This is a genomic window from Marisediminicola sp. LYQ85, from assembly GCF_046600695.1.
GTDB lineage: Bacteria > Actinomycetota > Actinomycetes > Actinomycetales > Microbacteriaceae > Marisediminicola.
In genome coordinates, this window is record NZ_JBKIWO010000001.1 from 982,875 (window position 1) to 1,007,283 (window position 24,409).

General features: G+C 67.9%; 21 protein-coding genes and 4 tRNA genes. 10 read left to right on the top strand and 15 right to left on the bottom strand.

Annotation, left to right across the window (positions count from 1 at the left end; all coding sequences use genetic code 11):
- Positions 1-10 precede the first annotated feature (10 nt).
- From ACLHG5_RS04590 to ACLHG5_RS04625, 8 genes are all read right to left on the bottom strand, one after another.
- Positions 11-613: a hypothetical protein gene (locus ACLHG5_RS04590; RefSeq protein ID WP_411315377.1), complete on the bottom strand. Its 603-nt coding sequence runs from the start codon at positions 611-613 to the stop codon at positions 11-13.
- Positions 614-679: 66 nt separating this feature from the next.
- Complete coding sequence (gene pdxT / locus ACLHG5_RS04595; protein ID WP_411315376.1) at positions 680-1,276, bottom strand: pyridoxal 5'-phosphate synthase glutaminase subunit PdxT; 597 nt, start codon at positions 1,274-1,276, stop codon at positions 680-682.
- Positions 1,266-2,168, bottom strand: coding sequence for a pyridoxal 5'-phosphate synthase lyase subunit PdxS (gene pdxS / locus ACLHG5_RS04600; protein WP_411315375.1), 903 nt, complete (start codon positions 2,166-2,168; stop codon positions 1,266-1,268). The genes pdxT and pdxS overlap by 11 nt, the downstream gene beginning before the upstream one ends.
- Positions 2,169-2,267: 99 nt before the next feature.
- Positions 2,268-2,828: an HIT family protein gene (locus ACLHG5_RS04605; protein ID WP_411317978.1), complete on the bottom strand. Its 561-nt coding sequence runs from the start codon at positions 2,826-2,828 to the stop codon at positions 2,268-2,270.
- A complete protein-coding gene (gene thrS, locus ACLHG5_RS04610) occupies positions 2,825-4,783 on the bottom strand; it encodes a threonine--tRNA ligase (protein ID WP_411317979.1) in 1,959 nt (652 codons plus the stop codon). Before thrS ends, ACLHG5_RS04605 begins: the two co-directional genes overlap by 4 nt.
- A 230-nt stretch (positions 4,784-5,013) precedes the next feature.
- Positions 5,014-5,085 (bottom strand) — tRNA-Val (locus tag ACLHG5_RS04615).
- Between the two features lie 41 nt (positions 5,086-5,126).
- A tRNA-Cys gene (locus tag ACLHG5_RS04620) sits at positions 5,127-5,200 on the bottom strand.
- Between the two features lie 49 nt (positions 5,201-5,249).
- Positions 5,250-5,321, bottom strand: a tRNA-Gly gene (locus ACLHG5_RS04625).
- A 125-nt stretch (positions 5,322-5,446) separates the two neighbouring features.
- On the opposite strand from ACLHG5_RS04625, the gene ACLHG5_RS04630 reads away from it, so the two are divergent.
- Both ACLHG5_RS04630 and ACLHG5_RS04635 read left to right on the top strand, forming a co-directional pair.
- A tRNA-Val gene (locus ACLHG5_RS04630) sits at positions 5,447-5,519 on the top strand.
- A 169-nt stretch (positions 5,520-5,688) separates the two neighbouring features.
- A complete protein-coding gene (locus tag ACLHG5_RS04635) occupies positions 5,689-7,236 on the top strand; it encodes an NCS1 family nucleobase:cation symporter-1 (protein WP_411317980.1) in 1,548 nt (515 codons plus the stop codon).
- A 63-nt stretch (positions 7,237-7,299) separates the two neighbouring features.
- Here ACLHG5_RS04635 and ACLHG5_RS04640 read toward each other — a convergent pair whose 3' ends face one another.
- Positions 7,300-8,142 carry an aldo/keto reductase gene (locus ACLHG5_RS04640; RefSeq protein ID WP_411317981.1) on the bottom strand — a complete coding sequence of 281 codons (843 nt, stop codon included), beginning with the start codon at positions 8,140-8,142 and terminating at the stop codon, positions 7,300-7,302.
- Between the two features lie 99 nt (positions 8,143-8,241).
- On the opposite strand from ACLHG5_RS04640, the gene ACLHG5_RS04645 reads away from it, so the two are divergent.
- Positions 8,242-9,093, top strand: a complete 852-nt coding sequence (locus tag ACLHG5_RS04645; protein ID WP_411317982.1) for an EI24 domain-containing protein — start codon at positions 8,242-8,244, stop codon at positions 9,091-9,093.
- Here the strand turns inward: ACLHG5_RS04645 and ACLHG5_RS04650 are convergent.
- From ACLHG5_RS04650 to zapE, 4 genes are all read right to left on the bottom strand, one after another.
- On the bottom strand, positions 9,045-9,764 hold the full coding sequence (locus ACLHG5_RS04650; protein ID WP_411317983.1) for a YqjF family protein: 720 nt from the start codon (positions 9,762-9,764) through the stop codon (positions 9,045-9,047). The two genes, ACLHG5_RS04645 and ACLHG5_RS04650, sit on opposite strands and share 49 nt — an antisense overlap.
- A 20-nt stretch (positions 9,765-9,784) precedes the next feature.
- Positions 9,785-10,867 carry a hypothetical protein gene (locus ACLHG5_RS04655; RefSeq protein ID WP_411317984.1) on the bottom strand — a complete coding sequence of 361 codons (1,083 nt, stop codon included), beginning with the start codon at positions 10,865-10,867 and terminating at the stop codon, positions 9,785-9,787.
- Between the two features lie 94 nt (positions 10,868-10,961).
- Positions 10,962-12,230 (bottom strand): ammonium transporter, encoded by a 1,269-nt coding sequence (locus ACLHG5_RS04660; protein WP_411315367.1) that lies wholly within the window; start codon positions 12,228-12,230, stop codon positions 10,962-10,964.
- Between the two features lie 180 nt (positions 12,231-12,410).
- The gene (gene zapE, locus ACLHG5_RS04665) at positions 12,411-13,442 is read right to left on the bottom strand and encodes a cell division protein ZapE (protein ID WP_411315366.1); all 1,032 of its coding nucleotides are present in this window, start codon (positions 13,440-13,442) and stop codon (positions 12,411-12,413) included.
- A gap of 145 nt (positions 13,443-13,587) precedes the next feature.
- Between zapE and ACLHG5_RS04670 the strand changes: the two genes are divergently transcribed.
- Genes ACLHG5_RS04670 through ACLHG5_RS04680 form a run of 3 tightly spaced genes read left to right on the top strand, consistent with a single transcriptional unit; the run spans position 13,588 to position 15,755 of the window.
- Positions 13,588-14,487 (top strand): sulfurtransferase, encoded by a 900-nt coding sequence (locus ACLHG5_RS04670; protein ID WP_411315365.1) that lies wholly within the window; start codon positions 13,588-13,590, stop codon positions 14,485-14,487.
- Between the two features lie 30 nt (positions 14,488-14,517).
- Entirely contained in the window at positions 14,518-14,982 is a 465-nt protein-coding gene (locus ACLHG5_RS04675) for a SufE family protein (RefSeq protein WP_411315364.1), read from the top strand.
- Complete coding sequence (locus tag ACLHG5_RS04680) at positions 14,979-15,755, top strand: dihydrofolate reductase family protein (RefSeq protein WP_411317985.1); 777 nt, start codon at positions 14,979-14,981, stop codon at positions 15,753-15,755. The genes ACLHG5_RS04675 and ACLHG5_RS04680 overlap by 4 nt, the downstream gene beginning before the upstream one ends.
- Here the strand turns inward: ACLHG5_RS04680 and ACLHG5_RS04685 are convergent.
- Positions 15,752-16,993, bottom strand: a complete 1,242-nt coding sequence (locus ACLHG5_RS04685) for an alpha/beta hydrolase (RefSeq protein ID WP_411317986.1) — start codon at positions 16,991-16,993, stop codon at positions 15,752-15,754. The two genes, ACLHG5_RS04680 and ACLHG5_RS04685, sit on opposite strands and share 4 nt — an antisense overlap.
- Positions 16,994-17,015: 22 nt before the next feature.
- On the opposite strand from ACLHG5_RS04685, the gene ACLHG5_RS04690 reads away from it, so the two are divergent.
- From ACLHG5_RS04690 to ACLHG5_RS04705, 4 genes are all read left to right on the top strand, one after another.
- Positions 17,016-17,612 carry a DUF3000 domain-containing protein gene (locus ACLHG5_RS04690; RefSeq protein ID WP_411315361.1) on the top strand — a complete coding sequence of 199 codons (597 nt, stop codon included), beginning with the start codon at positions 17,016-17,018 and terminating at the stop codon, positions 17,610-17,612.
- 7 nt (positions 17,613-17,619) lie between these two features.
- Positions 17,620-18,930 carry an HRDC domain-containing protein gene (locus tag ACLHG5_RS04695; protein ID WP_411317987.1) on the top strand — a complete coding sequence of 437 codons (1,311 nt, stop codon included), beginning with the start codon at positions 17,620-17,622 and terminating at the stop codon, positions 18,928-18,930.
- A gap of 74 nt (positions 18,931-19,004) precedes the next feature.
- Positions 19,005-20,216, top strand: coding sequence for a thiolase family protein (locus ACLHG5_RS04700; protein WP_411317988.1), 1,212 nt, complete (start codon positions 19,005-19,007; stop codon positions 20,214-20,216).
- Complete coding sequence (locus ACLHG5_RS04705) at positions 20,216-22,336, top strand: 3-hydroxyacyl-CoA dehydrogenase NAD-binding domain-containing protein (RefSeq protein WP_411318414.1); 2,121 nt, start codon at positions 20,216-20,218, stop codon at positions 22,334-22,336. Before ACLHG5_RS04700 ends, ACLHG5_RS04705 begins: the two co-directional genes overlap by 1 nt.
- Before the next feature lie 68 nt (positions 22,337-22,404).
- Here ACLHG5_RS04705 and dxs read toward each other — a convergent pair whose 3' ends face one another.
- Positions 22,405-24,399: a 1-deoxy-D-xylulose-5-phosphate synthase gene (gene dxs, locus ACLHG5_RS04710; protein ID WP_411315358.1), complete on the bottom strand. Its 1,995-nt coding sequence runs from the start codon at positions 24,397-24,399 to the stop codon at positions 22,405-22,407.
- Positions 24,400-24,409: the final 10 nt, after the last annotated feature.

Consider the following 24,409-nt stretch of genomic DNA (forward strand, 5'->3'; position numbering starts at 1 on the left):
GCGGAGCTCGTCAGGGGATCTTGACGCCCGCGTGCTGCAGGGTGATCGCCGCGAGGGCACGGATGGTCTCCGGATCCCGGTCGCGCCACCCCTCGATCGCCGGCCGGTCGAGAGAGAGGATCTGCGCGGTGTCCGCGTTCGCGAGCGCACGGAACGCGAGCAACTCCATCCCGCCCGCGAGCCGCGTCGTCTTCGCCGCGGCGGTGGCGCGGCGGGCGAACGCGAACCTCGTGACCCACCAGAGTCTGGCGATGACGAGAATGGGCACGACGGCGATGAGCACCCCGAGGGCGACCGCGAGATTGTCGATGAAGATCTGCTGGTCTCGGCCCGCCGATTCGAGCGCTCCCCCGGCGCCGCTCGCCCCGTCGAACGGATCGCGCACGCCGCCGCCGACGAGCGGGATCGAGCCGACGGCGTCGGCGGCATCCGCCATCGTCTGTCGCAAGCCCGCGCCGGCTTCCTCGACCGTGACACCGAACTGCGCGAAGGCGCGGATGATTCCCGCGACGGTGACGCCGCTGACGATCGCGATGACCGCGAGACCGAGGCACACGACGTCGGCCGTGATCTGACGGGAACGAGCGAGGGCGAAATCGGAGTAGAACTTCATGGCCCCACTATGACCGACCGCTCGAGAACCCGCAGATCGTGCGTCAGCCGCCTCGTGTCACGACCGTCAGCGCTCGGCGATCATCCTCAGAAACAGTTCGTGGAATCGGGTCTCCCCCGACATCTCCGGGTGGAACGACGTGCCGAGGAGGTTGCCCTGCCGTGCGGCGACGATGCGTCCGTCGGCGAGGGTCGCGAGCCGGTCGACCGACTCGCCGGCCGTCTCGATCACGGGGGCACGGATGAAGACCGCGTGCACCGGTGCCTCCCCGACTTCCGGGATGTCGAGGTCGGCCTCGAAGGACTCGGTCTGCTCACCGAACGCGTTGCGCCTCACGGCGACGTCGAGTCCCCCGAAACTCTGCTGGCCCGAGATCGGGTTGACGATCGTGTCGGCGAGCATGATGAGCCCAGCGCAGGTGCCGTAGACGGGCAGCCCGTCGCGGATGGACTCGCGGATGGGCTCGGCGAGACCGAAATTGCGCGAGAGCTTGTCGATGACCGTCGACTCGCCACCGGGGATCACGAGACCGTCGATCTCGTCGAGCTCGCTCGCCCGCCGCACGGTGCGCGACGTGACGCCGAGCCCGGTGAGAACGGCGAGGTGTTCCCGGAAGTCGCCCTGAAGGGCGAGCACGCCGACGGTCGGGGTGTTACCAGCCACGCTCGGCGAGACGGTGCGGTGCGGGGAGGTCGGAGACGTTGATCCCGACGATCGCCTCCCCGAGCCCGCGCGACGCGTCCGCGATCACGGCGGGGTCGTCGAAGAACGTCGTCGCCTTCACGATCGCCGCGGCGCGCGCCACGGGGTTGCCCGACTTGAAGATGCCCGAGCCGACGAAGACGCCGTCGGCTCCGAGCTGCATCATCATCGCGGCATCCGCGGGGGTGGCCACTCCCCCGGCGGTGAAGAGCACGACGGGGAGTTTGCCCGTGCGCGCGACCTCTTTGACGAGGTCGAACGGCGCCTGCAGCTCCTTGGCCGCGACATAGAGCTCGTCGTCGCTCGTGGCCGTGAGGGCCGCGATCTCGCGCTTGATCGTGCGGATGTGCTTCGTGGCCTCGGAGACGTCGCCCGTGCCGGCCTCGCCCTTCGAGCGGATCATGGCGGCACCCTCGGTGATGCGTCGGAGCGCCTCGCCGAGGTTCGTCGCGCCACACACGAAGGGAACGGTGAAGTTCCACTTGTCGATGTGGTTGACGTAGTCGGCGGGGCTCAGCACCTCGGATTCGTCGATGTAGTCGACCTTGAGGGCCTCGAGGATCTGAGCTTCGACGAAGTGGCCGATGCGTGCCTTCGCCATCACGGGGATGGACACGACGTCGCGGATGCCCTCGATGAGGTCGGGGTCGCTCATGCGCGAGACTCCGCCCTCGGCACGGATGTCTGCGGGGATGCGCTCGAGCGCCATGACGGCGACGGCCCCCGCGTCTTCGGCAATGCGCGCCTGCTCGGCGTTGACGACGTCCATGATGACACCGCCCTTGAGCATCTCGGCGAGGCCTCGTTTGACCCGGCTCGTGCCGACGGTTTCGGTGTTCGTGTTGTCGCTCATGGTGGGCTCATTCTAGCTCTCGGGTGCTGGGCGTCTGCCGCCGAACCCCCGTGTGTGACGTCCGGAGTAGACGGCCGGCCGGGAGTCGGCCGGACGGGGTCAGGAGGCGGGCCAGGCCTCGGCGATGCTGCGGCGTACGTCCCCCAGAAGTTGAGGGAGCGCCTTCGTCTTCGCGATGATCGGGAAGAAGTTGGAGTCGTGGGCCCAGCGCGGCACGATGTGCTGGTGAAGATGGTCGGCGATGCCGGCTCCCGCGAGCTTGCCCTGGTTCATCCCGATGTTGTAGCCGTCGTTGCGCGAGACCGTCTTGATGACGCGCATCGCCGTCTGCGTGAGGCTCCCGATCTCCGCGACCTCCTCGGGGGTCGCCTCGTCGTAGGTGGCGACGTGACGGTAGGGACACACGAGTAGGTGCCCGCTGTTGTAGGGGAACAGGTTGAGCAGCACGAAGGCGTGCTTCCCCCGCGCCACTATGAGGGCATCCTCGTCGGACATCGTGGGGGCGACGCAGAACGGGCACGCGTCGGGAGCGGGCTGTTGCCCCGTCTCGATGTAGACCATGCGGTGCGGCGTCCACAGGCGCTGGAACTCGTCGGGCACTCCCGCGAGCTCGGACGACCCGTCGACGCGCACGTCGTCGTCGAGGGGTGGCACGGTCACACCTGCACCTTGTCGGCGATCGCGGCGGTGATGCGCGCGATCGCGTCGTCGACCGGCACGCCGTTCTCCTGGGTGCCGTCGCGGAATCGGAAGCTCACGGCACCGGCCGCGCGATCCTCTTCGCCCACGATGAGCTGGAACGGCACTTTCGCTTTCGTGTGGGTGCGGATCTTCTTCGGCATGCGGTCGCTCGAGTGGTCGACCTCGGCGCGCACGCCTTTCGCGCGCAGCTGAGCGATGACCTCGTCGAGGTAGGGGCCGTAGTCCTCGGCGACCGGGATGCCCACGACCTGCACGGGGGCGAGCCACACCGGGAACGCGCCCGCGTAGTGCTCGAGCAGGATCGCGAAGAATCGCTCGATCGAGCCGAGAAGCGCGCGGTGGATCATGATCGGCTGCTGGCGGGTGCCGTCGGCGGCGGTGTACTCGAGGTCGAACCTCTCGGGCTGGTTGAAGTCGAGCTGCACCGTCGAGAGCTGCCACGTGCGCCCGATGGCGTCCCGCGCCTGCACCGAGATCTTGGGTCCGTAGAACGCGGCACCCCCGGGGTCGGCCACGAGCTCGAGGCCCGACTCGGTCGCGACCTCGCGCAGGGTCTCGGTCGCGTCATCCCACAGTTCGAGCGACCCGACCGACTTCTCGGGGTTGCGGGTCGAGAGCTCGAGGTAGAAGTCGTTGAGGCCGTAGCCGCGCAGGGTCTCGAGAACGAACTCGAGCTGGCTCGCGATCTCGGTCTTCACCTGATCGGGCGTCACGTAGATGTGAGCGTCGTCCTGGGTGAGTCCGCGCACGCGGGTGAGGCCCGAGAGGGTTCCGCTCTTCTCGTAGCGGTACACCGTGCCGAATTCCGCGAGACGCAGGGGCAACTCGCGGTAGCTGCGCCCGCGAGCACGGTAGATGAGGTTGTGGAAGGGGCAGTTCATCGGCTTGAGGTAGTAGTCCTGGCCCTGCCGAGTGATATGGCCGTCGGCATCCGTCTCTTCGTCGAGGTGCATCGCCGGGAACATGCCGTCCTTGTACCACTGCAGGTGACCGCTCGTCTCGAAGAGCGACCCCTTGGTGATGTGGGGCGAGTAGACCTGCTCATAGCCGTTGGCGATGAGCCTCTCGCGCATGTAGTCCTCGATCTCGGCGCGGATGATGCCGCCCTTGGGGTGGAAGACCGCGAGACCCGAACCGATCTCGTCGGGGAACGAGAACAGGTCGAGTTCGCTGCCGAGCTTGCGGTGATCGCGCTTCGCGGCCTCCTCGAGACGGGTCTGGTAGGCGCGAAGCTCGTCTTTGGTCGGCCACGCCGTGCCGTAGATGCGCTGCAGCTGCGGGTTCTTCTCCGACCCGCGCCAGTATGCGGCGGCCGTGCGCATGAGGGCCGCACCGTTGCCGATCATGCGCGTGTTCGGCAGGTGGGGTCCGCGGCACAGGTCTTTCCAGACCGTCTCGCCCGTCTTCGGGTCGACGTTGTCGTAGATCGTGAGCTCTCCCGCGCCGACCTCGACCGACTCGTTGTCTCCGCCCTCGGCCGCCGCACCCTTGAGGCCGATGAGCTCGAGCTTGTACGGCTCGTCGGCGAGCTCGGCGCGCGCCTCGTCTTCGGTGACGACGCGACGCACGAAACGCTGGCCGGCACGGATGATGCGGTCCATCGCTTTGTCGATCGCTTTGACGTCGTCGGGGGTGAACGGCACGGCGACGTCGAAGTCGTAGTAGAAACCGTCGGTGATGGGCGGCCCGATGCCGAGCTTCGCCTCGGGGTTGATGGTCTGCACGGCTTGCGCGGTCACGTGGGCGGCGGAGTGCCGGAGGATACTGAGCCCGTCGGGCGAGTCGATGGCGACGGGTTCGACCGTGTCATCCGGCCCCACCGTCGTTGCGAGGTCGACGAGCTCTCCGTTGACGCGCATGGCGACGATCGATCGGTCGGTGAAAAGCTCGAAGCCGGTGTTCGCGGAGGTCATTCCCCCAACTTTAGTGCGGGGGCGGGGGTGCGCCGCGCGGGGTGTCGATGAACGACGAAGGCCCCGGAACTCGCGTTCCGGGGCCCTCGTGGTGTGTGAGCGATACGGGGATCGAACCAGGACGGTCGTCTCGGGGAGATCGCGAAGCGATCGACGACGACCGTCGGTCGCCGGCTCGATCCACCAATGACGAAGGCCCCGGAACTCGCGTTCCGGGGCCTTCGTGTGTGTGAGCGATACTGGGATCGAACCAGCGACCTCTTCCGTGTCAGGGAAGCGCGCTACCGCTGCGCCAATCGCTCAAACTCGTGTTCTGTTGTGTGCTGCTGTGTCGAGGCATTTCTGGAGGTGGCGACGGGATTTGAACCCGTGTGGACGGCTTTGCAGGCCGCTGCCTCGCCTCTCGGCCACGCCACCATGAGTGATTTCTCACTCCACGCGAACCTGCCACGTGAGACTTGACTCGAGCGGATGACGAGATTCGAACTCGCGACCCTCACCTTGGCAAGGTGATGCGCTACCACTGCGCCACATCCGCTTGCTCGCATTTCTGCGTGCGTTGAAGACTCTAGCCCACGTCGAGAGCGAGAGCCAATTCGTGACGGCCGTGTCGCGAGAGTGTGGCTGACGACCCCGCGAGTTGTGGCAGGATTGGAGCTGTCAGGGCGATTGGCGCAGTTGGTAGCGCGCTTCCTTCACACGGAAGAGGTCATCGGTTCGAGTCCGGTATCGCCCACACTCCTTTCATCTCCTTCTGCCGGAGCCGTTCCGTTCGGCGTTCCCCATCGTCACGCGGGTGTTACACCCGTGAAACCCGTCGACGTCGGCCGAGGGCTAGCGTGGCGCGCAACGCCGATGACGTCGTCGACCTGCACCATCCAGTCCCCCTCACGCTGGAGGCTTCCATGACCGCGACCGCCCCCGTCGACGACTTCGACACGCACGCCGGATCGGACCCGCACCCGGGTCTGTACAACGACGACCTCGCCCCGCTCCCCCGCGAGAAACGTCGATGGGGAGCGTTCGAGTTCTTCAACGTGTGGACCAACGACGTGCAGAGCCTCGCGGGCTACACCCTCGCGGCGAGCCTCTTCATCACGGCGGGCATCAGCGGGTGGTGGGTGTTCGCCGCGATCATCCTCGCCGGAGTGTTCGTGAACTTCCTCGTGAACCTGACGGGCAAGCCGAGCGTCAAGTACGGCATTCCCTACGCGGTCATGGCTCGCTCGAGCATGGGGGTGCGCGGAGCGCAGTTCCCCGCCCTCATCCGCGGCATCGTCGCGATCTTCTGGTACGGCGCGCAGACCTATTTCGCCTCGACCGCCGTCGCACTCGCCATCAACGCCGTCATCGTCACGCCACCCGAGGCGACGTTCATGGGGATGACGTGGGTCGATTGGGTGTCCTACGTCTTCGTCGCGGGTCTGCAGGTGGTGCTGTTCCTCAAGGGCATCGCCTGGATCGAGAAGTTCTTGAACTTCGCCGGCCCCGCCGTCTACATCGTGATGATCGCCCTGCTCATCGCCATCTGGGTGCAGGCGGGCGACCGGTTGATCCCCGCCGTCGGGTCGATCTTCACGAGCGCGTCCGTCGAGGGTTGGGCGGCCGTCGGGGCGTTCTTCGGGGTCATCGGCACGATGATCGCCTATTTCTCGGCGGTCATCATCAACTTCGGTGATTTCGCCAGGTTCTCCCGCACGGAGAAGTCGATGAGGCGCGGCAACTTCTACGGGCTCCCCGTGAGCCTCACGTTCTTCACCTTCCTGAGCCTGTTCACGACGGCGGGCGCGTACATCGTGCTGCAGGGCGGCGAGGGCGAACCGCTCACCAACCCGGCGGAGATCGTCGGGCTCGTCGGCAACGTCGCCCTCACGATCGTCGCCGCCGTGACCTTCGTGATCGCGACCATCGGCATCAACCTCGTCGCCAACTTCATCCCGCCCGCCTACGACCTCTCGAACCTCGCGCCGCAGCGCATCAGCTTCCAGACGGGCGGATACCTCACCGCCGCCCTCGGGTTCGTCGTCGGGGCGCTCTGGGTCGCGACGATCAGTCAGATCGGTCTGCCGGCGTTCGTCGACACCCTCGGGGCGATCCTCGCCCCGCTCTACGGGGTGCTCGTCGCGGATTACTACGTCGTGCGCCGACGCTCGGTGAAAGTCGACGATCTGTTCACGATGCGCGCCGACGGACGGTACTTCTACCAGAGGGGGTGGAACATCCGTGCTCTCGTCGCGGTCGGGGTCGCGGCGATCTTCTCCATCGCGGCGGTGTGGGTTCCCGTGCTCGTGGGGCTCCGCGGGTTCGCCTGGGTCATCGGAGCCCTGCTCGGAGCGATTCTCTACACACTCGTGATGTGGTCGTACCGGCCCCGGGCCGACGTCGCAACCGGTGGGCTGCCTCCGTCTGAATCCACTCCGGCAGACGCGCTACCCGAGAAAGCGTCCGTCTGAACGACGAAGCGGATGCTGCGCCCCGAGGTCCGGGACGCAGCATCCGCTGTGGGTTGTCGCGCGCTACTTCTTGGGGTACTGCGTGAAATCGGCGGTGTCGGGATCGGCTCCGATGCGTCCGCCGGACTCGAGCGCGTCGATCTGGGCGAGCTCGTCGAGGGTCAGCGAGACGTCCGCTGCCGCGAGGTTCGACTCGATGCGCTCGGGTGTCACCGACTTGGGGATCACGATGCGCCCCTGCGCGAGGTGCCACGCGAGAACGATCTGCGCCGGCGTGGCATCGTGCGCCGTCGCGAGCGATGTGACGATGTCGCTCTCGAGGTCGGCCCCCTGCCCGAGCGGGCTGTATGCCTCGATCTCGATGTCCCGTTCGATGGAGAAGGTCGACAGGTCGGCCTGCTGAAAGGTCGGGTGCACCTCGATCTGATTGACCGCGGGAACCGTGTCGGTCGCGCCGAGGAGCTCCTCGAGGTGGTGCGGCAGGAAGTTCGACACACCGATGGCGCGAATGAGCCCTTCGGCGTAGAGCTTTTCGAAGGCACGCCACGTCTCGACGAAGAGCCCGTGCTTCGGGTAGGGCCAGTGGATGAGGTACAGGTCGACGAAGTCGGTGCCGAGCTTCGCGCGGCTGTCTTCGAACGCCGCGAGGGTGCTGTCGTAGCCCTGGTCGCCGTTGCGGAGTTTCGTGGTCACGAAGATGTCTTCGCGCGGCAGTCCCGATGCGGCGATCGCGGCGCCGACACCCTCCTCGTTGTAGTAGCCCGCCGCGGTGTCGACGTGGCGGTAGCCCTTCTCGAAGGCGAGTTCGACGACTTTCTGCGTCTCGTCCGGCGGGGTCTGGAAGACACCGAGACCCAGCTGAGGGATGGTGACGCCGTTGTTGAGGGTGATGAGAGGTACCGTCATTGAGCTTGCTCCAATTCGTTGCGTACCTCCATTCGATCTGCGACACGGAGCCTCGTCAAGGCGGTCGCCGCGGGCGCTCCCGACCACTACGCTGAGCGCATGGATCGTCCGGTCGAGGCCCGCCCGGGCGTGGCTCAGGAGTTCTTCGCCGGGGTGCGGATGCTCGGTCGGGGCCTCGCGATGTGGTCCACGGCCCCTCGCCTGATGATCATGGGCGCTCTCCCCGCCCTCGTCGTCGCCGTGGTCTTCGTCGTCCTCTTCGTCGTGCTCGCGGTCAACGTGACGGCGATCGCCGAGTGGCTCACGCCGTTCGCGCGCGGGTGGGGTGAGGCCCTCGAGTTCGCCGCCGTGACCCTTGTGTCGGTCGGCATCGTCGTCATCGCGGGCCTCGCGCTCGTCTACACGTTCACGGCCCTCACCCTCCTCGTGGGTGACGTCTTCTACGAGAAGATCTGGGCGTCGGTCGAGACGCGTCTGGGTGGCGGCCCTGCGGCGGAGACGCCCGGATTCTGGCGGTCACTGTGGCGGTCGACATCCGATTCTCTCCGCATTCTGCTCGTGACCGTCGGTGCGAGCCTCGCCGTCGTGCTCACGGGGCTCGTGCCCGTCGTCGGCGGCGTTCTCGTTCCCGTGCTCTCGGCGATCGTCGGCGGCTGGTTCCTCGCCGTCGAACTGACGGCGCGCGCCTTCGACTCGCGCGGGTTCACGCTCACGGAGCGACGCCGGCTGTTGCGCTCCCGCCGGGCTTTCGCGCTGGGATTCGGCGTGGCGACCTACCTGATGTTCCTCATCCCCCTCGGCGCGGTCGCGGCGATGCCCGCTGCGGTCGTGGGCGGAACCCTCGTGGCGCGCGACACCCTCGACCGGTCGGGTGCGTCACCTCGTCGGCAGCTCGCCTCCGGTCACACCGCCGCGGGCGCACCGAAGAGCGTGCGCACCCCGGGCGAATAGAGCACCGAGTCCGGCTCGCGGCGTCCGACCGAGCGGATGCCGGCCGCGGCGAGGAGCGACTCGTCGAGGTCGACCAGGTCGGCGTCGAAGAGCGCCCACGTGTCGTGCTCGTTGGGCATGATGAGCGTGCGCCCGCGCCTCTCGACGAAGAGAGTCCATCGAGCGGTGAGGAACTCCGCGAGCTCGCCCACCGCGGGTGTCGTCGACGTCGCCGCCCGCACACGGGACATCGCGCCCGACCCGTCGAGTCGGTGGGAGCGATAGGCGACGTCGCTCCCCCGGCGCACCGAGGCGGCTCGCGCCCACTGATATGGCAGCGAGAACGCGGCTCGAGCCGTGAGCACGGCCGCGAGTCGCGAGGCTTCGAGCGACGAGAAGACGACACCGCGGCGACCGTGCCGGTCGACCCCGTAGAGGCGCACGTTCACCTCGGTGAAGGTGCCGAAGTATCCGACGGGCACGCGCCCGAGAACGCGCGTCTGTTCCATTTCGAACGGGATCAGACCGACCCACGACGACCCGTCGAACTCGTCCGGCACGATTCCGGGCGGAAGGAGTGGCGCGACCTCCGAGGCATCCACTCGCCAGTGCACGAACACGAGATCGCGCCAGAACTGCGAGAGCACGACCGCTCCGGTGAGGCCGGGAGCGCGGGGAGTGATGGGGTCCACGTCGTCACTGTACGACGCCGTCACTGAGTGTCGACGCGCGCGCGCCGACCTCCGCGAGTCGCGATCGACCACAGCACGAGGGAGACGACGAACGAGAGCCCGATCGCCGAGCCCGCACTCGCGAGCTGGCTCAGGATCGTCTCGGGCTGCCCCATCACGACGAGTCCCGACCTGATGGCGAAGACGCCGACGAGCACGGCGCCGATGGTGCCGCCGACGAGCAGCTGGATCGTGGGCAACCACGAGGCTTGACCGTTCGTCCTCGCGAGGTGGTATCCGAGGAGCGAACACACCGCGCCCGCCGTCGCGCCCGTGACGATCGCGCCCGTGGAGTCGATGTAGCCGCCCGCGGGGGCGATGGCGACGAGGCCGCAGTAGAGCCCACCGAGCGCGGCGGTGAGGGTCGTCTCGGCTCGACGGATCCGCTGCACGACGAGCCAGGCGACCGCGGCGGCGACGGGAGCGAGAAGGCCGTTCAGGAGGATGCGGGGCGACGCCGTCGTGATCGCGAGTTCGAGCCCGAGCATCCACACGAGCCACAGCGCCCACAGGACGGCGAAGAGGAGAACGATCCGCACGCGCGACCGCCGGTCGACCCCGGGCGGGAAGGCCCGGTCGGTGTCTCGCGTGACGAGGAGGAATGCCGCCCCGCTCGCCCCCGCAGCCACGAGCCCGGGGAGCGCTCCCGCGAGATCGAGAGGCACGTATCCCGTCGCGAAAAACCCTGACACGGTCGTGAACGCGACGAGGGTGATGGGCGAGTAGACGAGCAGCGACCACGCCGCGACGACGCCGTACGTGCGGTGTGGCGAGAGGCCGACGATGTGCGCGGGCGTCGACACGAGCACGGCGGCGAGCCCGCTCACCGCCGCGAGTGGAAGCACCAGGGCGCCGTCGAGCGCCCTGCCGGCACCAGCCCACGCGAGCAGGAACGCCGTCCAGCCGATGGCCGTCGCGATCGCGGCTCTCCCGATCGACGCCGCGGAGGCACGACCCCACCAGAAGTCGACGAGCAGAGCGACGACGACACCGAGGAGGGTCGTCGCCGCGGTCGACGCGGTGGTGAGAGCTGTCAGGTCGATCGGAGGGCCTTTCCGCAGCACATCGTAGTGAGGAGACGAGAACGGGGGTGCCGTCGTGATGACGGCACCCCCGGGGTGCTACCGGGCCTCACCTCACGGTGACGGGCTCAGTGGCTCATCGCTGAGGAGTCAGCACGTAGCCTTCCTCGCCGTGGACGACCGTGTCGATTCCGGCGATCTCGTCTTCGTCGGTGACCCGGAATCCCATCGTCTTCTGGATGATCCATCCGATCGCGTACGACAGGATGAACGAGTAGGCCATGACCGCGAACGCCGCGAGAGCCTGACGTCCGAGCTGCGACGCGTCGCCACCCGTGAAGAGTCCGACGTCGGTAGCGAAGAACCCGATGTAGAGGGTTCCGATGAGGCCACCCACGAGGTGGATGCCGACGACGTCGAGCGAGTCGTCGAAGCCGAGCTTGAACTTCAGGTCGATCGCGAGGGCGCACACGACACCGGCGATGACGCCGAGGAGGATCGACCATCCCGGGGTGAGCGATGCACACGCGGGAGTGATCGCGACGAGACCCGCGACGGCTCCGGATGCGGCTCCGACCGAGGTGGGCTTGCCGTCCTTGATCTTCTCGACGACGAGCCATCCGAGGATGGCGGCGGCGGGAGCGGCGATCGTGTTGAGGAAGGCGATGGCGGCGATGCCGTCGGCGGCGAGCTCCGAGCCGGCGTTGAACCCGAACCAGCCGAACCAGAGAAGACCGGCTCCGAGCAGAACGAACGGCGGGTTGTGGGGCACGTGCGCGCCCTTCGCGAAGCCGACGCGCTTGCCGAGAACGAGGGCCAGGGCGAGAGCCGCGGCACCCGCGTTGATGTGCACCGCTGTTCCACCCGCGAAGTCGATGGCACCGACCGTGTAGGCGATCCATCCGCCGTCGACGACCGATCCGTCGTCGCCGAGCGTGAAGTTGAAGACCCAGCTCGCAACGGGGAAGTAGACGACCGTCGCCCAGACACCGGCGAAGACCATCCACGCTCCGAACTTGGCGCGGTCGGCGATGGCTCCCGAGATGAGGGCGACCGTGAGGATCGCGAAGGTCGCCTGGAAGGCGGCGAACGCGATGAGCGGGAACCCGCCCTGCGGGTCGGCGGCCTCGGCGTAGACACCGGCGAGACCGATTTCCGCTGTGTCGATGCCGATGATCCCGTCGATTCCGACGAAGTTGCCCACGCCGTCGTTCGAGAACGCGATCGCGTAGCCGTAGAGAACCCAGAGGACACCGATGAGGCCGAGGGCCCCGAAGCTCATCATCATCATGCTGATGACACTCTTCGCTTTGACGAGTCCGCCGTAGAAGAAGGCGAGACCCGGGGTCATCAGTAGAACGAGTGCTGCGGCGATCAATAGGAAGGCGGTATTGCCTTGATCCATCGTGAACCTCTCTCAGTGTGCGGGAACCGTTCCGCGACACGAGTGCTGGGTCGCGACGAACGGGGCGGGTACGACGCCAGTTTCGCGGCGGGAGGTTTCGCCCGGGGCGTCGGAGTGTTTCGGGCGCGTTACGCGCCCTCGGTGCGCGTTAACATCGTGTTTCGCGCCCCCACGAGTCGACTACGAATCGCGCTCTCTCGAGGTGAGCGAGATGAGCCGCGACATCGCGCGCAAGTACTTCTTGCGGTAGCCCCCCGCGAGCATGTCGTCGGCGAAGACGGCGTCGAGCGGGAGCCCGGTCTGCACGACGCGGACGCCCGCGTCGTAGAGACGGTCGACGAACGCGACGAGCCGGAGGGCGTCGGTCTGGCTCGAGAGCACGCGCACGTCGCGCAGGCCGACGCACTGCACGCCGTCGACGAGAGTGACGTAGCGCGAGGGATGCACGCTCGAGAGGTGCTCGACGACGTCGCCGAAGTCGTCGACCGTCTTCTCCCCCGGCTCGGCGGCCATGATCGCGTCGAACCCGCTGTCGTCGACGACGGTCGCGTGACCCTCGACGGTGCGCCGGCGGTAGTCGAGCCCGTCGATGCGGATGGTCGTGAATCGCGCGGCGAGCGCGTCGATCTCGCGCAGGAAGTCCGCCGCGGCGAACCGTCCCTCGCCGAGAGCGTTGGGTGGGGTGTTGGATGTCGCGGCGATGCGCGTGCCCGAGGCCACGAGTTCCGAGAGCAGTCGTGACATGAGGCGCGTGTCACCCGGGTCGTCGAGCTCGAACTCGTCGATGCACAGGAGGGTGGCGCCTTTGAGGAGCTCGATGGTCGCGGCGTATCCGAGCGCTCCGACGAGAGCCGTGTATTCGATGAACGTGCCGAAGTACTTGCGGCCCGCGGCCGCGTGCCACAGGGCGGCGAGGAGATGGGTCTTGCCGACACCGAACCCGCCGTCGAGGTAGATGCCCGGGAGCGCGACATCCGTCTTCTTGCGAGAGAAGAGGCGCGTGACCGCGGGCCGCGTCGCTCGAGCGCTGAACTCGCCGACGGCGTCGACGGCCTCCTGTTGGGAGGGGTAGTCGGGGTCGGGGCGATACGACTGCACCGATGCTGTCGCGAACTGGCGCGGCGGCACGAGGTGAGCGACGATCTGCTCGCCGCTCAGAGTGGGCGCCCGATCGACGAGTCTCGACGCGGCACGCACGGGGTCAGCGGACAATTGGAGGCCTTACTGTGTGTCGGCGTTTTACGCGTGTCACGTGTCGCCCATGTCGAGTCGGTAGATTCGTATGCGAACCACAAGCCAGCTTATCTGCGGCGTTCGTCACGAACGGGCGCCGGAATGAGCCTTTCAGGAGGTATCCATGGCCGTCGAGGTCGACCCATCCACCGAATTCGCCGCATACGCCCACCCCGAACGGCTCGTGTCCACCGAGTGGCTCGCCGCGAACCTCGGGACCGAGGGCCTCGTCGTCGTCGAGTCCGACGAAGACGTCTTGCTCTACGAGACGGGACACATCCCGGGCGCCGTGAAGATCGACTGGCACACCGACCTCAACGACCCCGTCCAGCGCGACTACATCGACGGACCCGCGTTCGCGGCCCTCCTCGGCTCGCGCGGCATCTCCCGCGACACCACGATCGTCGTCTACGGAGACAAGAACAACTGGTGGGCGGCCTACGCGCTGTGGGTCTTCACCCTCTTCGGCCACGAGGATGTGCGCTTGCTCGACGGCGGCCGTGCGAAGTGGGAGGCGGAAGGCCGTGAATACACGACCGAGCGTTCCGAGGTCACGCCGGTCGAGTACCCCGTCGTGACCCGCGACGATTCCGCGGTGCGCGCCTTTAAAGAAGACGTGCTCGAGCACTTCGGCCAGCCCCTCATCGACGTGCGCTCCCCCGAGGAGTTCAGCGGCGAGCGCACGACCGCACCGGCCTACCCCGACGAGGGAGCCCTCCGCGCCGGCCACATCCCGACCGCCAAGAACGTGCCGTGGGGCAAAGCAGCGGCCGAAGACGGCACCTTCAAGCGCGTTCCCGAACTCGACGCGCTCTACCGCGAGGGCGCGGGACTCTCGGCGGGAGACGACGTCATCGCCTACTGCCGCATCGGAGAGCGTTCGGCACACACGTGGTTCGTGCTCACCCACCTGCTCGGCTTCGAGAACGTGAAGAACTATGACGGCTCGTGGACCGAGTGGGGCAGCGCCGTGCGCGTTCCGATCGTGCAGGGTTCCGAGCCCGGAGTCGTTCCCGTTCGGTGACCGATCGCGTGAGCGGGGGATAATCGGTCGGTGACCGATCTCCTCTCTGCCGATTCCCGCGCCGACCTCCCCCGGGCTCTCGCCGACATCCGCGACGACTTCCTGGCGCTCGAGAAGCAGGACCGCCTGGTTCTGCTTCTCGAGTTCGCCAACGAGTTGCCCGAGCTCCCCGCGCAGTTCGTCGACCACCCCGATCTCCTCGAGCGCGTCGAGGAGTGTCAAGCGCCGGTGTTCATCTTCGTCGAGGTCGCCGACGACGGCATCGTGCATCTCCACGCGACGGCCCCGAAAGAGGCGCCGACCACCCGCGGCTTCGCGTCGATCCTCGTGCAAGGGCTCGCGGGGCTCACGGCCGCCGAAGTGGTCGCGGTCGACGACGATTTTCCGCAGACCATCGGATTGACCGAAGCGGTGAGCCCCCTGCGTCTGCGAGGGATGTCGGCCCTCCTCGCGCGAGCGAAGCGTCAGATCCGCGCCAAGACCGCCGCGTCGTGAAGCTCACGCGCGTCGTTCCCGAGCCGTCGTCGTCGAGCGACGTCGGCACGCCGGAGGCGCGCGAATCACTCGCCGAGTGGTACCCGAGGCTGAGCGGGTCGGCGGGGTCCACCGCGCGCGCCCTCGTGAGGGTCAATCTCGTCGCGAGTATCGACGGCGACGCCTCGGCGGGTGGTGCGACCTCCGACTCGCTCAGCAGCAGAGTGGATCGCGCGATCGTCGGTGCCATCCGGCGCGCGGCCGACGTCGTCGTGACCGGGGCGGCGACGGTGAGGGCCGAGGGGCTCATCCTCCCTCGGAGCGGGCATCTCGCAGTCGTGACGAGGGGAACGGATGTCGCCTCGCTCCCCCGCCCCGAGAGCCCCGCCGACGGCGCGAGACTCCTCGTTCTGTGCGCAGCCGACACCGCCGCGCGGGTCGAGGCCCACTACTCCGCGTCGGGCGTGACGGTCGAGGCGCTCTCGTCGTCGAGCGCGGACTCCCCCGACGTCGACGACATCGTGCGCATCCTCGCGGAGCGCGGAGCACGCGACATCGTGTGCGAGGGCGGGCCGTCTCTCGCCGGAGCGTTCGTCGAGGCGTCACACGTCGACGAACTCTGCCTCACGACGAGCCCCGTGCTCGCGGCACGCGCGCATCCGCTCTTCGGGAGGGCTCTCGAGGGTCGCGGGCCCGGCGACCGATCACATGACGACGAGCGCCTCGACCTCCGGCAGATGCTCGTCGACGAGGCCGGGTTCGTCTACGCGCGATGGGGGTTCCGCGACCGCTAGGCCGGCAGGATCCGGTCGACCCACTCGCCGATCTCCCGGTCGAATCGCTCGGGATCGAAATTCCAGAGCTTGGCGTGCCGGGCATCCGTCCACCGGTGGAAGTCCACGATGTCGGGTCGAGCCCGAGCGAGGGCCTCGGACGCCTCGATCGGCACGAACCCGTCGTCGTCGCTGTGCATGAGCAGAATCGGAACGGTGATCTCACTCGCCCGCTCGACGAAATCGAGTGACGCGAAGTCGACGGCCGTGCTCTGGCCCGCGATCGCCGCGAGCGACGGTGTCGACAGGAGCGCGACGCTCGCTCGACGGATCGCGGGAGGGATGCGCATGCCCTGCGCCTGGAAGTCGAGGGTCGGTGCCCACGCGACGACGGGCGACTCGAGCACGATGCCGCGGATGAGCGGGGCGTGCGGAGAATTGCGCGCCGCCTGGAGCGAGATCGCACCGCCCATCGACCACCCGACGAGCACCACGTCGCGCGCGCCGTGGTCGCGAGCGAACCCCAGGGCGGCGTCGACGTCGTTCCACTCCGTCGCGCCGAGACCGTAGCGGCCGTCGGGACTCGGCGGAGCGTCGCCGTCGTTGCGCCACGACACGACGAGGCACGTGAAGCCGCGACCGTGCAGCACGGGCACAGCGCGGAGGGCTTCGGCCCGTGAGACTCCTCGACCGTGCACGAGGATCGCCCAGCGGCCGCGGCCGATGGCGGCAGTGTCGCCGACGGGGTCGACCGCGGCGGTGTCGACCGCAGGGTCGGACGCGGCCGGGATGAGCCACGCGGGCGCCGCGCCGAGCTCCGTCTCGACCTCGACGGATCGCCAGGGCAGATCGATGTCGTCGGGGGTCACGTGATACCAGCCGCTGAAACGCCCTCCGGCCGCGCGCTCGGGCTGCCCGAGGTCGATGCCGTCGAGGTGGCGAGTCACGGTGGTAGGGGTCGAGGAGACGATCTCCCCGAGCTTGAGGTGGCCCGTGTCGCGGTCGGTCCACAGCCCGTAGCGTCCGGGCAGGGAGGTGTCGGCCGTTCGGCTCAGGGTGATCGTGGCGCCGTCGAGGTCGACGGCGAGAATGCGCGTGTCGTCGGACCGCTTGCGGGGAGGGGTCACGACCACGCGTGCCACGAGAGTCGTCATGGTCGCGGCGGCGATCGCGGCGCCTCCGGCCACGGCGACGAGCGCGGGCAACGCGCGGTACAGCAGCCATGCCCGCCCGACGGCGTGCCTCCCTGATTCACTCACGCGTGAACTTTAGTCTTCTCGTGTGTCAGAGCCCACCGCAGGATCATCCAGTCCGTTGGCCTTCGATGCCGCTCTCGAGAGCATTCGCGCGGCCCGGTTGCGTCCGGAACTCGCGGTCAACGACATCCCCTCGCCCTCCGGTCTCGCTCCCTACTCGATCGCTCTCGCCGCGGATGTCACGCCCGCGCGCCACGACGCCGACTCCGACGAGGGCACCGGGCGGTTCATCCTGCTCTTCGATCCGAGCGCACCGGATGCGTGGGGCGGGGAGTTCAGGGTCGTGTGTTTCGCCCAGGCTCCGCTCGAGACCGACATCGGCGTCGACCCGTTCATCGCCGACGTCGCGTGGTCCTGGCTGTCCGACGCCCTCGATGCCGGAGGTGCCCGACACCACTCGCTCTCGGGCACGGCGACCAAGATCCTCTCGACGGGATACGGCGAGCTCGCGAGCCAGGGCGACGGCGCGCAACTCGAACTCCGCGCCTCGTGGACCCCGTCGACCGCGGACATCGGCGCTCATGTGGAAGGCTGGGGTGAACTGCTGTGCATGCTGGCGGGGCTTCCGCCGATGATCGAAGGAGTCACCGTGCTGTCTGCCCGCCGAGCATCTCGTGGGTGAACGGGCTATGAGCGACTCCTCGACCGGCAGCAAACCGACCATCGACCCGGCGTCTCTCGACCCGCAGACGATCGACGCTCTCTCGGAGGTCGCGCCCGTCACGGCCGCCGTCGTCGCCGAGAGAGCGCCGCTCACGGTCATCTCCTCTCGCACCGACTACCTCGAGGCCGTCGAGTCGCTCGCCCGAGGCCACGGTCCCCTCGCCGTCGATGCGGAGCGTGCGTCGGGCTTCCGGTACTCGCAGCGCGCTTATCTCATCCAGGTGTTCCGTCGCGGTGCCGGGATCTTCCTGTTCGATCCACCGGCCATCGGCCGCTTCGACGAACTCAACGAGGCCATCAGGCACGAGGAGTGGGTTCTGCACGCCGCGAGCCAAGACCTCGCGTGCCTCCGTGAGGTCGGCCTCGATCCGACGAAGATCTTCGACACCGAGCTCGGAGCCCGGCTCGCATCGCTTCCGCGAGTCGGTCTCGGAACGGTCGTCGAAGAACTCCTCGGTGTCCACCTCGCCAAGGAGCACTCGGCCGCCGACTGGTCGACCCGCCCGCTGCCGCAATCGTGGCTCGTCTACGCCGCCCTCGACGTCGAACTGCTCGTCGATCTGCGAGACGCGATGGCCGCCCTGCTCGCATCGCAACGCAAGTCGGGCATCGCCGAGCAGGAGTTCCAGGCCGTGCTCGATCGCGAGGCGAAGCCGGCGAAGACGGATGCCTGGCGCCGCATGTCGGGGCTCAGCGTCATCCGTTCGCCTCGCAACCTCGCTGTCGCGCGAGAGCTGTGGACGGCGAGGGACGAGTACGCCCGCGAGATCGACAGCGCGCCGGGACGACTCATCCCCGATTCGTCGCTCGTCGCCGCCGCGCGCATCCTGCCCTCGTCGAAGCGCGAGCTCGCGTCCATCCGCGAGTTCAGCGGCCGTGCGAGCCGCAGTGAGATCCAGCGCTGGTGGGACGCCATCGAGCGCGGCACCCAGACGGATGACCTGCCCGCCCAGCGCGGACCGGTCGAGTCGGTGCCGCCCGCGCGCGTGTGGGCCGACCGCAATCCTCCCGCCGACCGGAGGCTCAAGCTCGCGAAGGCCGCGATCGCGGCGGTGTCGGAACTCCTGTCGATCCCCCTCGAGAACCTGCTCATGCCCGAGACGCTGCGCCGACTCGCGTGGTCACCGCCGGAATCACTCACCCTCGACGCCATCCGCTCGGCTCTCGAGGATCTCGACGCCCGGCCGTGGCAGATTGACGCTACCGCACAGGTAATCCTCGATGCCTTTGTCGACCTCGACCAAACACCCGTCGAGGCCGACGGCGGAGCTTCGTAGGAACAGTCAAAGGATTGAGGGGCCCCGTGGTGCCTCTCTAGGCTCGCAGCATCCGACCCAAACTTGGAGGCATTGTGGCCGAAAGACCTGAAGTTGTATTCGTCGACGGGGTGCGGACCCCGTTCGGTCGAGCGGGTGAGAAGGGCATGTTCTGGCAGACGCGCGCCGACGATCTCGTCGTCAAAGCGATCATCGGACTGCTCGAACGAAACCCGAGCCTGCCGAAAGACCGCATCGACGAGGTCGCGATCGCGGCGACGACTCAGACCGGTGACCAGGGTCTGACCCTCGGGCGCACCGCGGCTCTCCTCGCCGGACTCCCCCGGTCCGTGCCCGGCTACGCCATCGACCGCATGTGCGCGGGCGCGATGACGGCCGTCGCTGCAACCGCGGGCGGGATCGCGTTCGGTGCTTACGACATCGCCATCGCGGGTGGTGTCGAGCACATGGGTCGCCACCCGATGGGGTTCGGTGCCGACCCGAACCCGCGGTTCATGGCGGAGAAGCTCGTGAGCGCCGATGCCCTCAACATGGGCAACACGGCCGAGCGCATCCACGATCGGTTTCCGCACCTGACCAAGGAGCGGGCCGACAGGTTCGCCCTCGGGAGCCAGCAGAAGACGGCTCAGGCCTACCGCGACGGCAACATCCAGCCCGACCTCATCCCCGTCGCGACGCGGAGCGGTGACGGCTGGGGACTCGCGACGCGAGACGAGGCTCCGCGACCCGAGACGACTCTCGAGGGGCTCGCCGGGCTGCGCACTCCGTTCCGGCCGCACGGTCGGGTGACGGCAGGAAACTCTTCCGGGCTCAACGACGGGGCGACGGCGAGCCTCCTCGCGAGTGCCGACACCGCGAAGGAGCTCGGTCTGACGACCAAGATGCGGCTCGTGAGTTTCGCGTTCGCGGGCGTCGAACCCGAGATCATGGGCATCGGTCCCGTTCCCTCGACCGAGAAGGCGCTGCGGAAAGCGGGCCTCTCGATCGACGACATCGGTCTCTTCGAACTCAACGAGGCGTTCGCCATCCAGGTGCTCTCGCTCCTCGACCACTTCGGCATCGACGACGACGACCCGAGAGTCAACATGTGGGGTGGCGCCATCGCCGTCGGACACCCGCTCGCCTCGTCGGGGGTGCGGCTCATGGTCCAGCTCGCCCGACAGTTCGAGCAACACCCCGAGGTGCGTTACGGCCTCACAGCGATGTGCGTCGGTCTCGGCCAGGGCGGCTCGATGATCTGGGAGAACCCGCACTTCACCGGCAAGTCGAAGAAGAAGGGCAAGTGATGTCGACACCGTACGCCGCGCTCACCGCGATGTCCGACGACGAAGTGGTCACCCACTCCTACGTCAAGGATGTCTCGCTCCCGAGCGGCAAGACCCTCGCGCTCATCACCCTCGACAACGACAGGGACCACACGCGGCCCAACACCCTCGGGCCCGTCACTCTTCTCGAACTCGGCGGCGTCCTCGACGAGCAGAGGGCGAGGGCCTCGCGCGGGGAGATCGCCGGGCTCGCGATCACGGGCAAGCCGTTCATCCTCGCCGCGGGCGCCGACCTCAGCAAGGTCGGCGACATCCCGAGTCGCGACGTCGCGCGCCAGCTCGCTCAGCTCGGCCACGAGGTGCTCGGCAAGCTGCACGACTTCGGGGTGCCGACGTTCGTCTTCATCAACGGGCTCGCCCTCGGCGGCGGCCTCGAGATCGCGCTCAACGCGGACTATCGCTCGATCGACCGCAGCGTTCCCGCCGTAGCGCTTCCCGAGGTGTTCCTCGGGATCATCCCCGGCTGGGGAGGGGCGTGGTTGCTCCCGAACCTCATCGGCATCGAGAACGCCCTCAAGGTCGTCATCGAGAACCCGCTCAAGAACAACCGCACCCTCAAGGGGGCGGACGCTCTCGAGCTCGGTATCGCCGACGTGCTCTTCGAGTCGGTGAACTTCCTCGAAGACTCGCTGTCGTGGGCCGATCGCGTGATCGGCGGCGCCTCGGTGCCTCGCCCGAACGCCCCCGGGCGCATCGAGCGCGCGGTCAAGTGGGACGTCGCCATCGGAATCGCCCGAAAATCCCTCGAGAGCCGCATCGGAACGGTCGCGAAGTCGCCCTACAAGGCGCTCGAGCTCCTCAAGGCTGCGAAGAACACCGACCGGGCCACGGGGTTCGCGGCAGAAGACGAGGCTCTCGCCGAGCTCATCTCCGGTGACCAGTTCCAGGCGAGCATCTACGCGTTCAACCTCGTGCAGAAGCGCGCCAAGAAACCCGCGGGAGCCCCGGACCCGTCGCTCGCGAAACCGGTCACGAAGGTCGGCGTCGTGGGTGCCGGGCTCATGGCGAGCCAGTTCGCGCTCCTGTTCGTCCGGCGTCTCAAGGTCCCCGTCGTCATCACCGACCTCGACCAGGCGCGCGTCGACAAGGGCATCGACTACATCCACGGCGAGATCGACACGCTGCTCGGCAAACGACGCATCAACGCGGACGAAGCCAACCGACTCAAGGGGCTCGTCACGGGAACCACCGACAAGGCCGACTTCGCCGACGCGGACTGGGTCATCGAAGCCGTCTTCGAAGAGCTCGGGGTCAAGCAGGACGTGTTCGCGGAGATCGAGAAGCACGTGTCGGAGACGGCGGTGCTCGCCACCAACACGTCGTCGCTCTCGGTCGAGAAGATCGGCGCGAGGCTCGCACACCCCGAGAGGCTCGTGGGGTTCCACTTCTTCAACCCTGTCGCCGTGATGCCGCTCGTGGAGGTCGTCAACTCCCCGTCGACAGACGAGGCGACGCTCAGCACCGCGATGGTGACCGCGGCGAAGCTCTACAAGAACGCCGTCATCACGACCGACACCCCCGGCTTCGTCGTCAACCGCATTCTCGCCAAGCTCCTCGGCGAGGCGATGCACGCGGTCGACTCCGGCACCCCGTTCGAGGTCGTCGACGCGTCGATCGCGCCGTTCGGGCTGCCGATGACGCCGTTCGAGCTCCTCGAGCTCGTGGGCCTCAAAGTCGGCGCGCACGTTCTCGACACGCACCACGCGGCGTTCCCCGAGAGGTTCTTCGAGAGCGCCAACCTCCACGCGCTCGCGGAACACGGTCGGATCTTCGATCGCGACTCGAAGGGCCAGATCAAGGGCTTCGACAAGAAGGCCGTCTCGATCACCAAGGGTGGAAGGTCGCCTCTCACGGGTGACGAGATCCTCCGTCGAGTCGAAGACGGTCTCGCCGACGAGATCAGGAGGATGCTCGACGAGAACGTCGTCGCTGCACCCGAGGACATCGACCTGTGCCTCATCCTCGGGGCGGGGTGGCCCTTCCAGATGGGCGGGGTGACGCCGTACCTCGATCGCGTGGGTGCATCGGAGCGCGTCTTCGGTTCGACCTTCCACACGCCGCCGCTGCGCGGAGTGTCCTGACCGTTCCGACCATCACCACGAGAGAACGCCCTCGTCCGATCGGACGGGGGCGTTCTCTCGTTAGCGGGTCAGTCGCGACTGCTGGAGTCCTGACTCGACGGCGAGGTGCCGGCATCGAGGTCGGAACCGTCGGTGAACCCGCGCGCCTCGGCATCCGCGTCGGGCAGAGGGCGCGCGACGGGGATCTTGCTCCCGAGAACCTGGGCGATGACGTCGCGCGCGATCTTCTGCGGCGTGAGTCCCATGTCGTCCATGATCTGGGCGCGCGACGCATGATCGATGAATTCCGCGGGAAGGCCGAGCTCGGTCACCGGAGTGTCGACGCCCGCCGCTCGCAGGTCTTGCCTGATGCGCGTGCCGACCCCGCCGACCCGCACACCGTCCTCGATCGAGATCACGATGCGGTGGTCCGCCGACATCTCGACGACACTCGCCGGAACGGGCACGACCCAGCGCGGGTCGATGACGGTCGCGCCGATGCCTTGCGCCGCGAGCCTGTCGGCGACCTGCAAGCCGAGCTCGGCCATGGCGCCGACGGTGATGATGAGCACGTCGAGGTGGTCGCTCTCGCGCAAGACGTCGACGCCGTCGGGCGTGCGACGCACCGCGTCGAACTCCGTGCCGACGCTGCCCTTCGAGAATCGGACGACCGTCGGCCCGTCGGAGACGGCGACGGCTTCGCGCAGCTCCTCACGGAGTCGCGTCGCGTCGCGGGGTGCGCTCAACCGGATGCCGGGCACGACCTGGAGGATCGAGAGATCCCACATGCCGTGGTGGCTCGCTCCGTCGGGACCGGTGACCCCCGCGCGGTCGAGCACGAACGTGACCCCCGCCTTGTGCAGGGCGACATCCATGAGCACCTGGTCGAAGGCGCGGTTGATGAAGGTCGCGTAGAGGGCGACGACCGGATGCAGTCCGCCGAAGGCGAGCCCGGCGGCGGAGGTCACGGCGTGCTGTTCGGCGATGCCGACGTCGAGAACGCGGTCGGGGTACTTCTCGGCGAAAGTGTGGAGCCCCGTCGGACGCAGCATCGCCGCGGTGATGCCGACGACGGTGGGGTCGTCGTCGGCGATCGCGACGATCTCGTCGGCGAACACGGATGTCCACGACGGCTTGTCGTTCGCGCCGAGGGGTTCGCCGGTCTCGGGGTCGATCTGGCCGACGGCGTGGAACTGGTCGGCCGCGTCGAGTCGTGCGGGCTCGTAGCCGCGCCCCTTCTGGGTGATCGCGTGCACGATGACGGGCGCGCCGTAATTCTTCGCTTGCTCGAGGGCTTCGGCGAGAGCCGCGACATCGTGTCCGTGAATGGGCCCGATGTATTTGATGTCGAGGTTCGAGTAGAGCGCCTCGTTGTTCGTGAATCGCGCGAGGAATCCGTGGAGGCCACCGCGCACTCCCCGGTAGATCGCCTGCCCGGGCTTGCCGAACTGGTCGAACAGTTTCTGGCTTCCGAGATACAGATTGCGATACGACCTGCGGGTGCGCACGGTGTTGAGGAACCGGGCCATTCCCCCGATCGTCGGAGCGTAGGAGCGCCCGTTGTCGTTGACGACGATGATGAGGCGACGGAGGTTGTCGTCGCTGATGTTGTTGAGGGCCTCCCACGTCATTCCCCCGGTGAGGGCCCCGTCGCCCACGACGGCGACGACGTGACGATCGGTCTGGCCGGTCATCGAGAAGGAGCGGGAGATGCCGTCAGCCCACGAGAGCGAGCTCGACGCGTGCGAACTCTCGACGACGTCGTGCACCGACTCCGCTCGCTGCGGATAGCCGGCGAGGCCGCCGCGCTCCCGGAGGTGCCGGAAGTCCTGCCGGCCCGTGAGGAGCTTGTGCACGTACGACTGGTGACCGGTGTCGAAGATCACGGGGTCGTGGGGGGAGTCGAAGACCTTGTGGATCGCGATCGTCAGTTCGACGACGCCGAGGTTGGGTCCCAGGTGACCACCGGTCTTCGACACCGCCGAGATCAGGAAAGCCCTGATCTCGGCGGCGAGCTCGACGAGCTCCGCGGTCGAGAGCCCGTCGAGATCTCGAGGCCCCCTGATGTTCTCGAGCAATGACATGAAGACGATC

Excerpts from the sequence above, each read along its gene's own strand:
- ACLHG5_RS04590 (WP_411315377.1), bottom strand. The coding sequence starts at position 613 with ATGAAGTTCTACTCCGATTTCGCCCTCGCTCGTTCCCGTCAGATCACG.
- pdxS (WP_411315375.1), bottom strand. The coding sequence starts at position 2,168 with ATGAGCGACAACACGAACACCGAAACCGTCGGCACGAGCCGGGTCAAA.
- thrS (WP_411317979.1), bottom strand. The coding sequence starts at position 4,783 with ATGACCTCCGCGAACACCGGCTTCGAGCTTTTCACCGACCGATCGATC.
- ACLHG5_RS04635 (WP_411317980.1), top strand. The coding sequence starts at position 5,689 with ATGACCGCGACCGCCCCCGTCGACGACTTCGACACGCACGCCGGATCG.
- ACLHG5_RS04640 (WP_411317981.1), bottom strand. The coding sequence starts at position 8,142 with ATGACGGTACCTCTCATCACCCTCAACAACGGCGTCACCATCCCTCAG.
- ACLHG5_RS04645 (WP_411317982.1), top strand. The coding sequence starts at position 8,242 with ATGGATCGTCCGGTCGAGGCCCGCCCGGGCGTGGCTCAGGAGTTCTTC.
- ACLHG5_RS04660 (WP_411315367.1), bottom strand. The coding sequence starts at position 12,230 with ATGGATCAAGGCAATACCGCCTTCCTATTGATCGCCGCAGCACTCGTT.
- ACLHG5_RS04670 (WP_411315365.1), top strand. The coding sequence starts at position 13,588 with ATGGCCGTCGAGGTCGACCCATCCACCGAATTCGCCGCATACGCCCAC.
- ACLHG5_RS04695 (WP_411317987.1), top strand. The coding sequence starts at position 17,620 with ATGAGCGACTCCTCGACCGGCAGCAAACCGACCATCGACCCGGCGTCT.
- ACLHG5_RS04705 (WP_411318414.1), top strand. The coding sequence starts at position 20,216 with ATGTCGACACCGTACGCCGCGCTCACCGCGATGTCCGACGACGAAGTG.
- dxs (WP_411315358.1), bottom strand. The coding sequence starts at position 24,399 with ATGTCATTGCTCGAGAACATCAGGGGGCCTCGAGATCTCGACGGGCTC.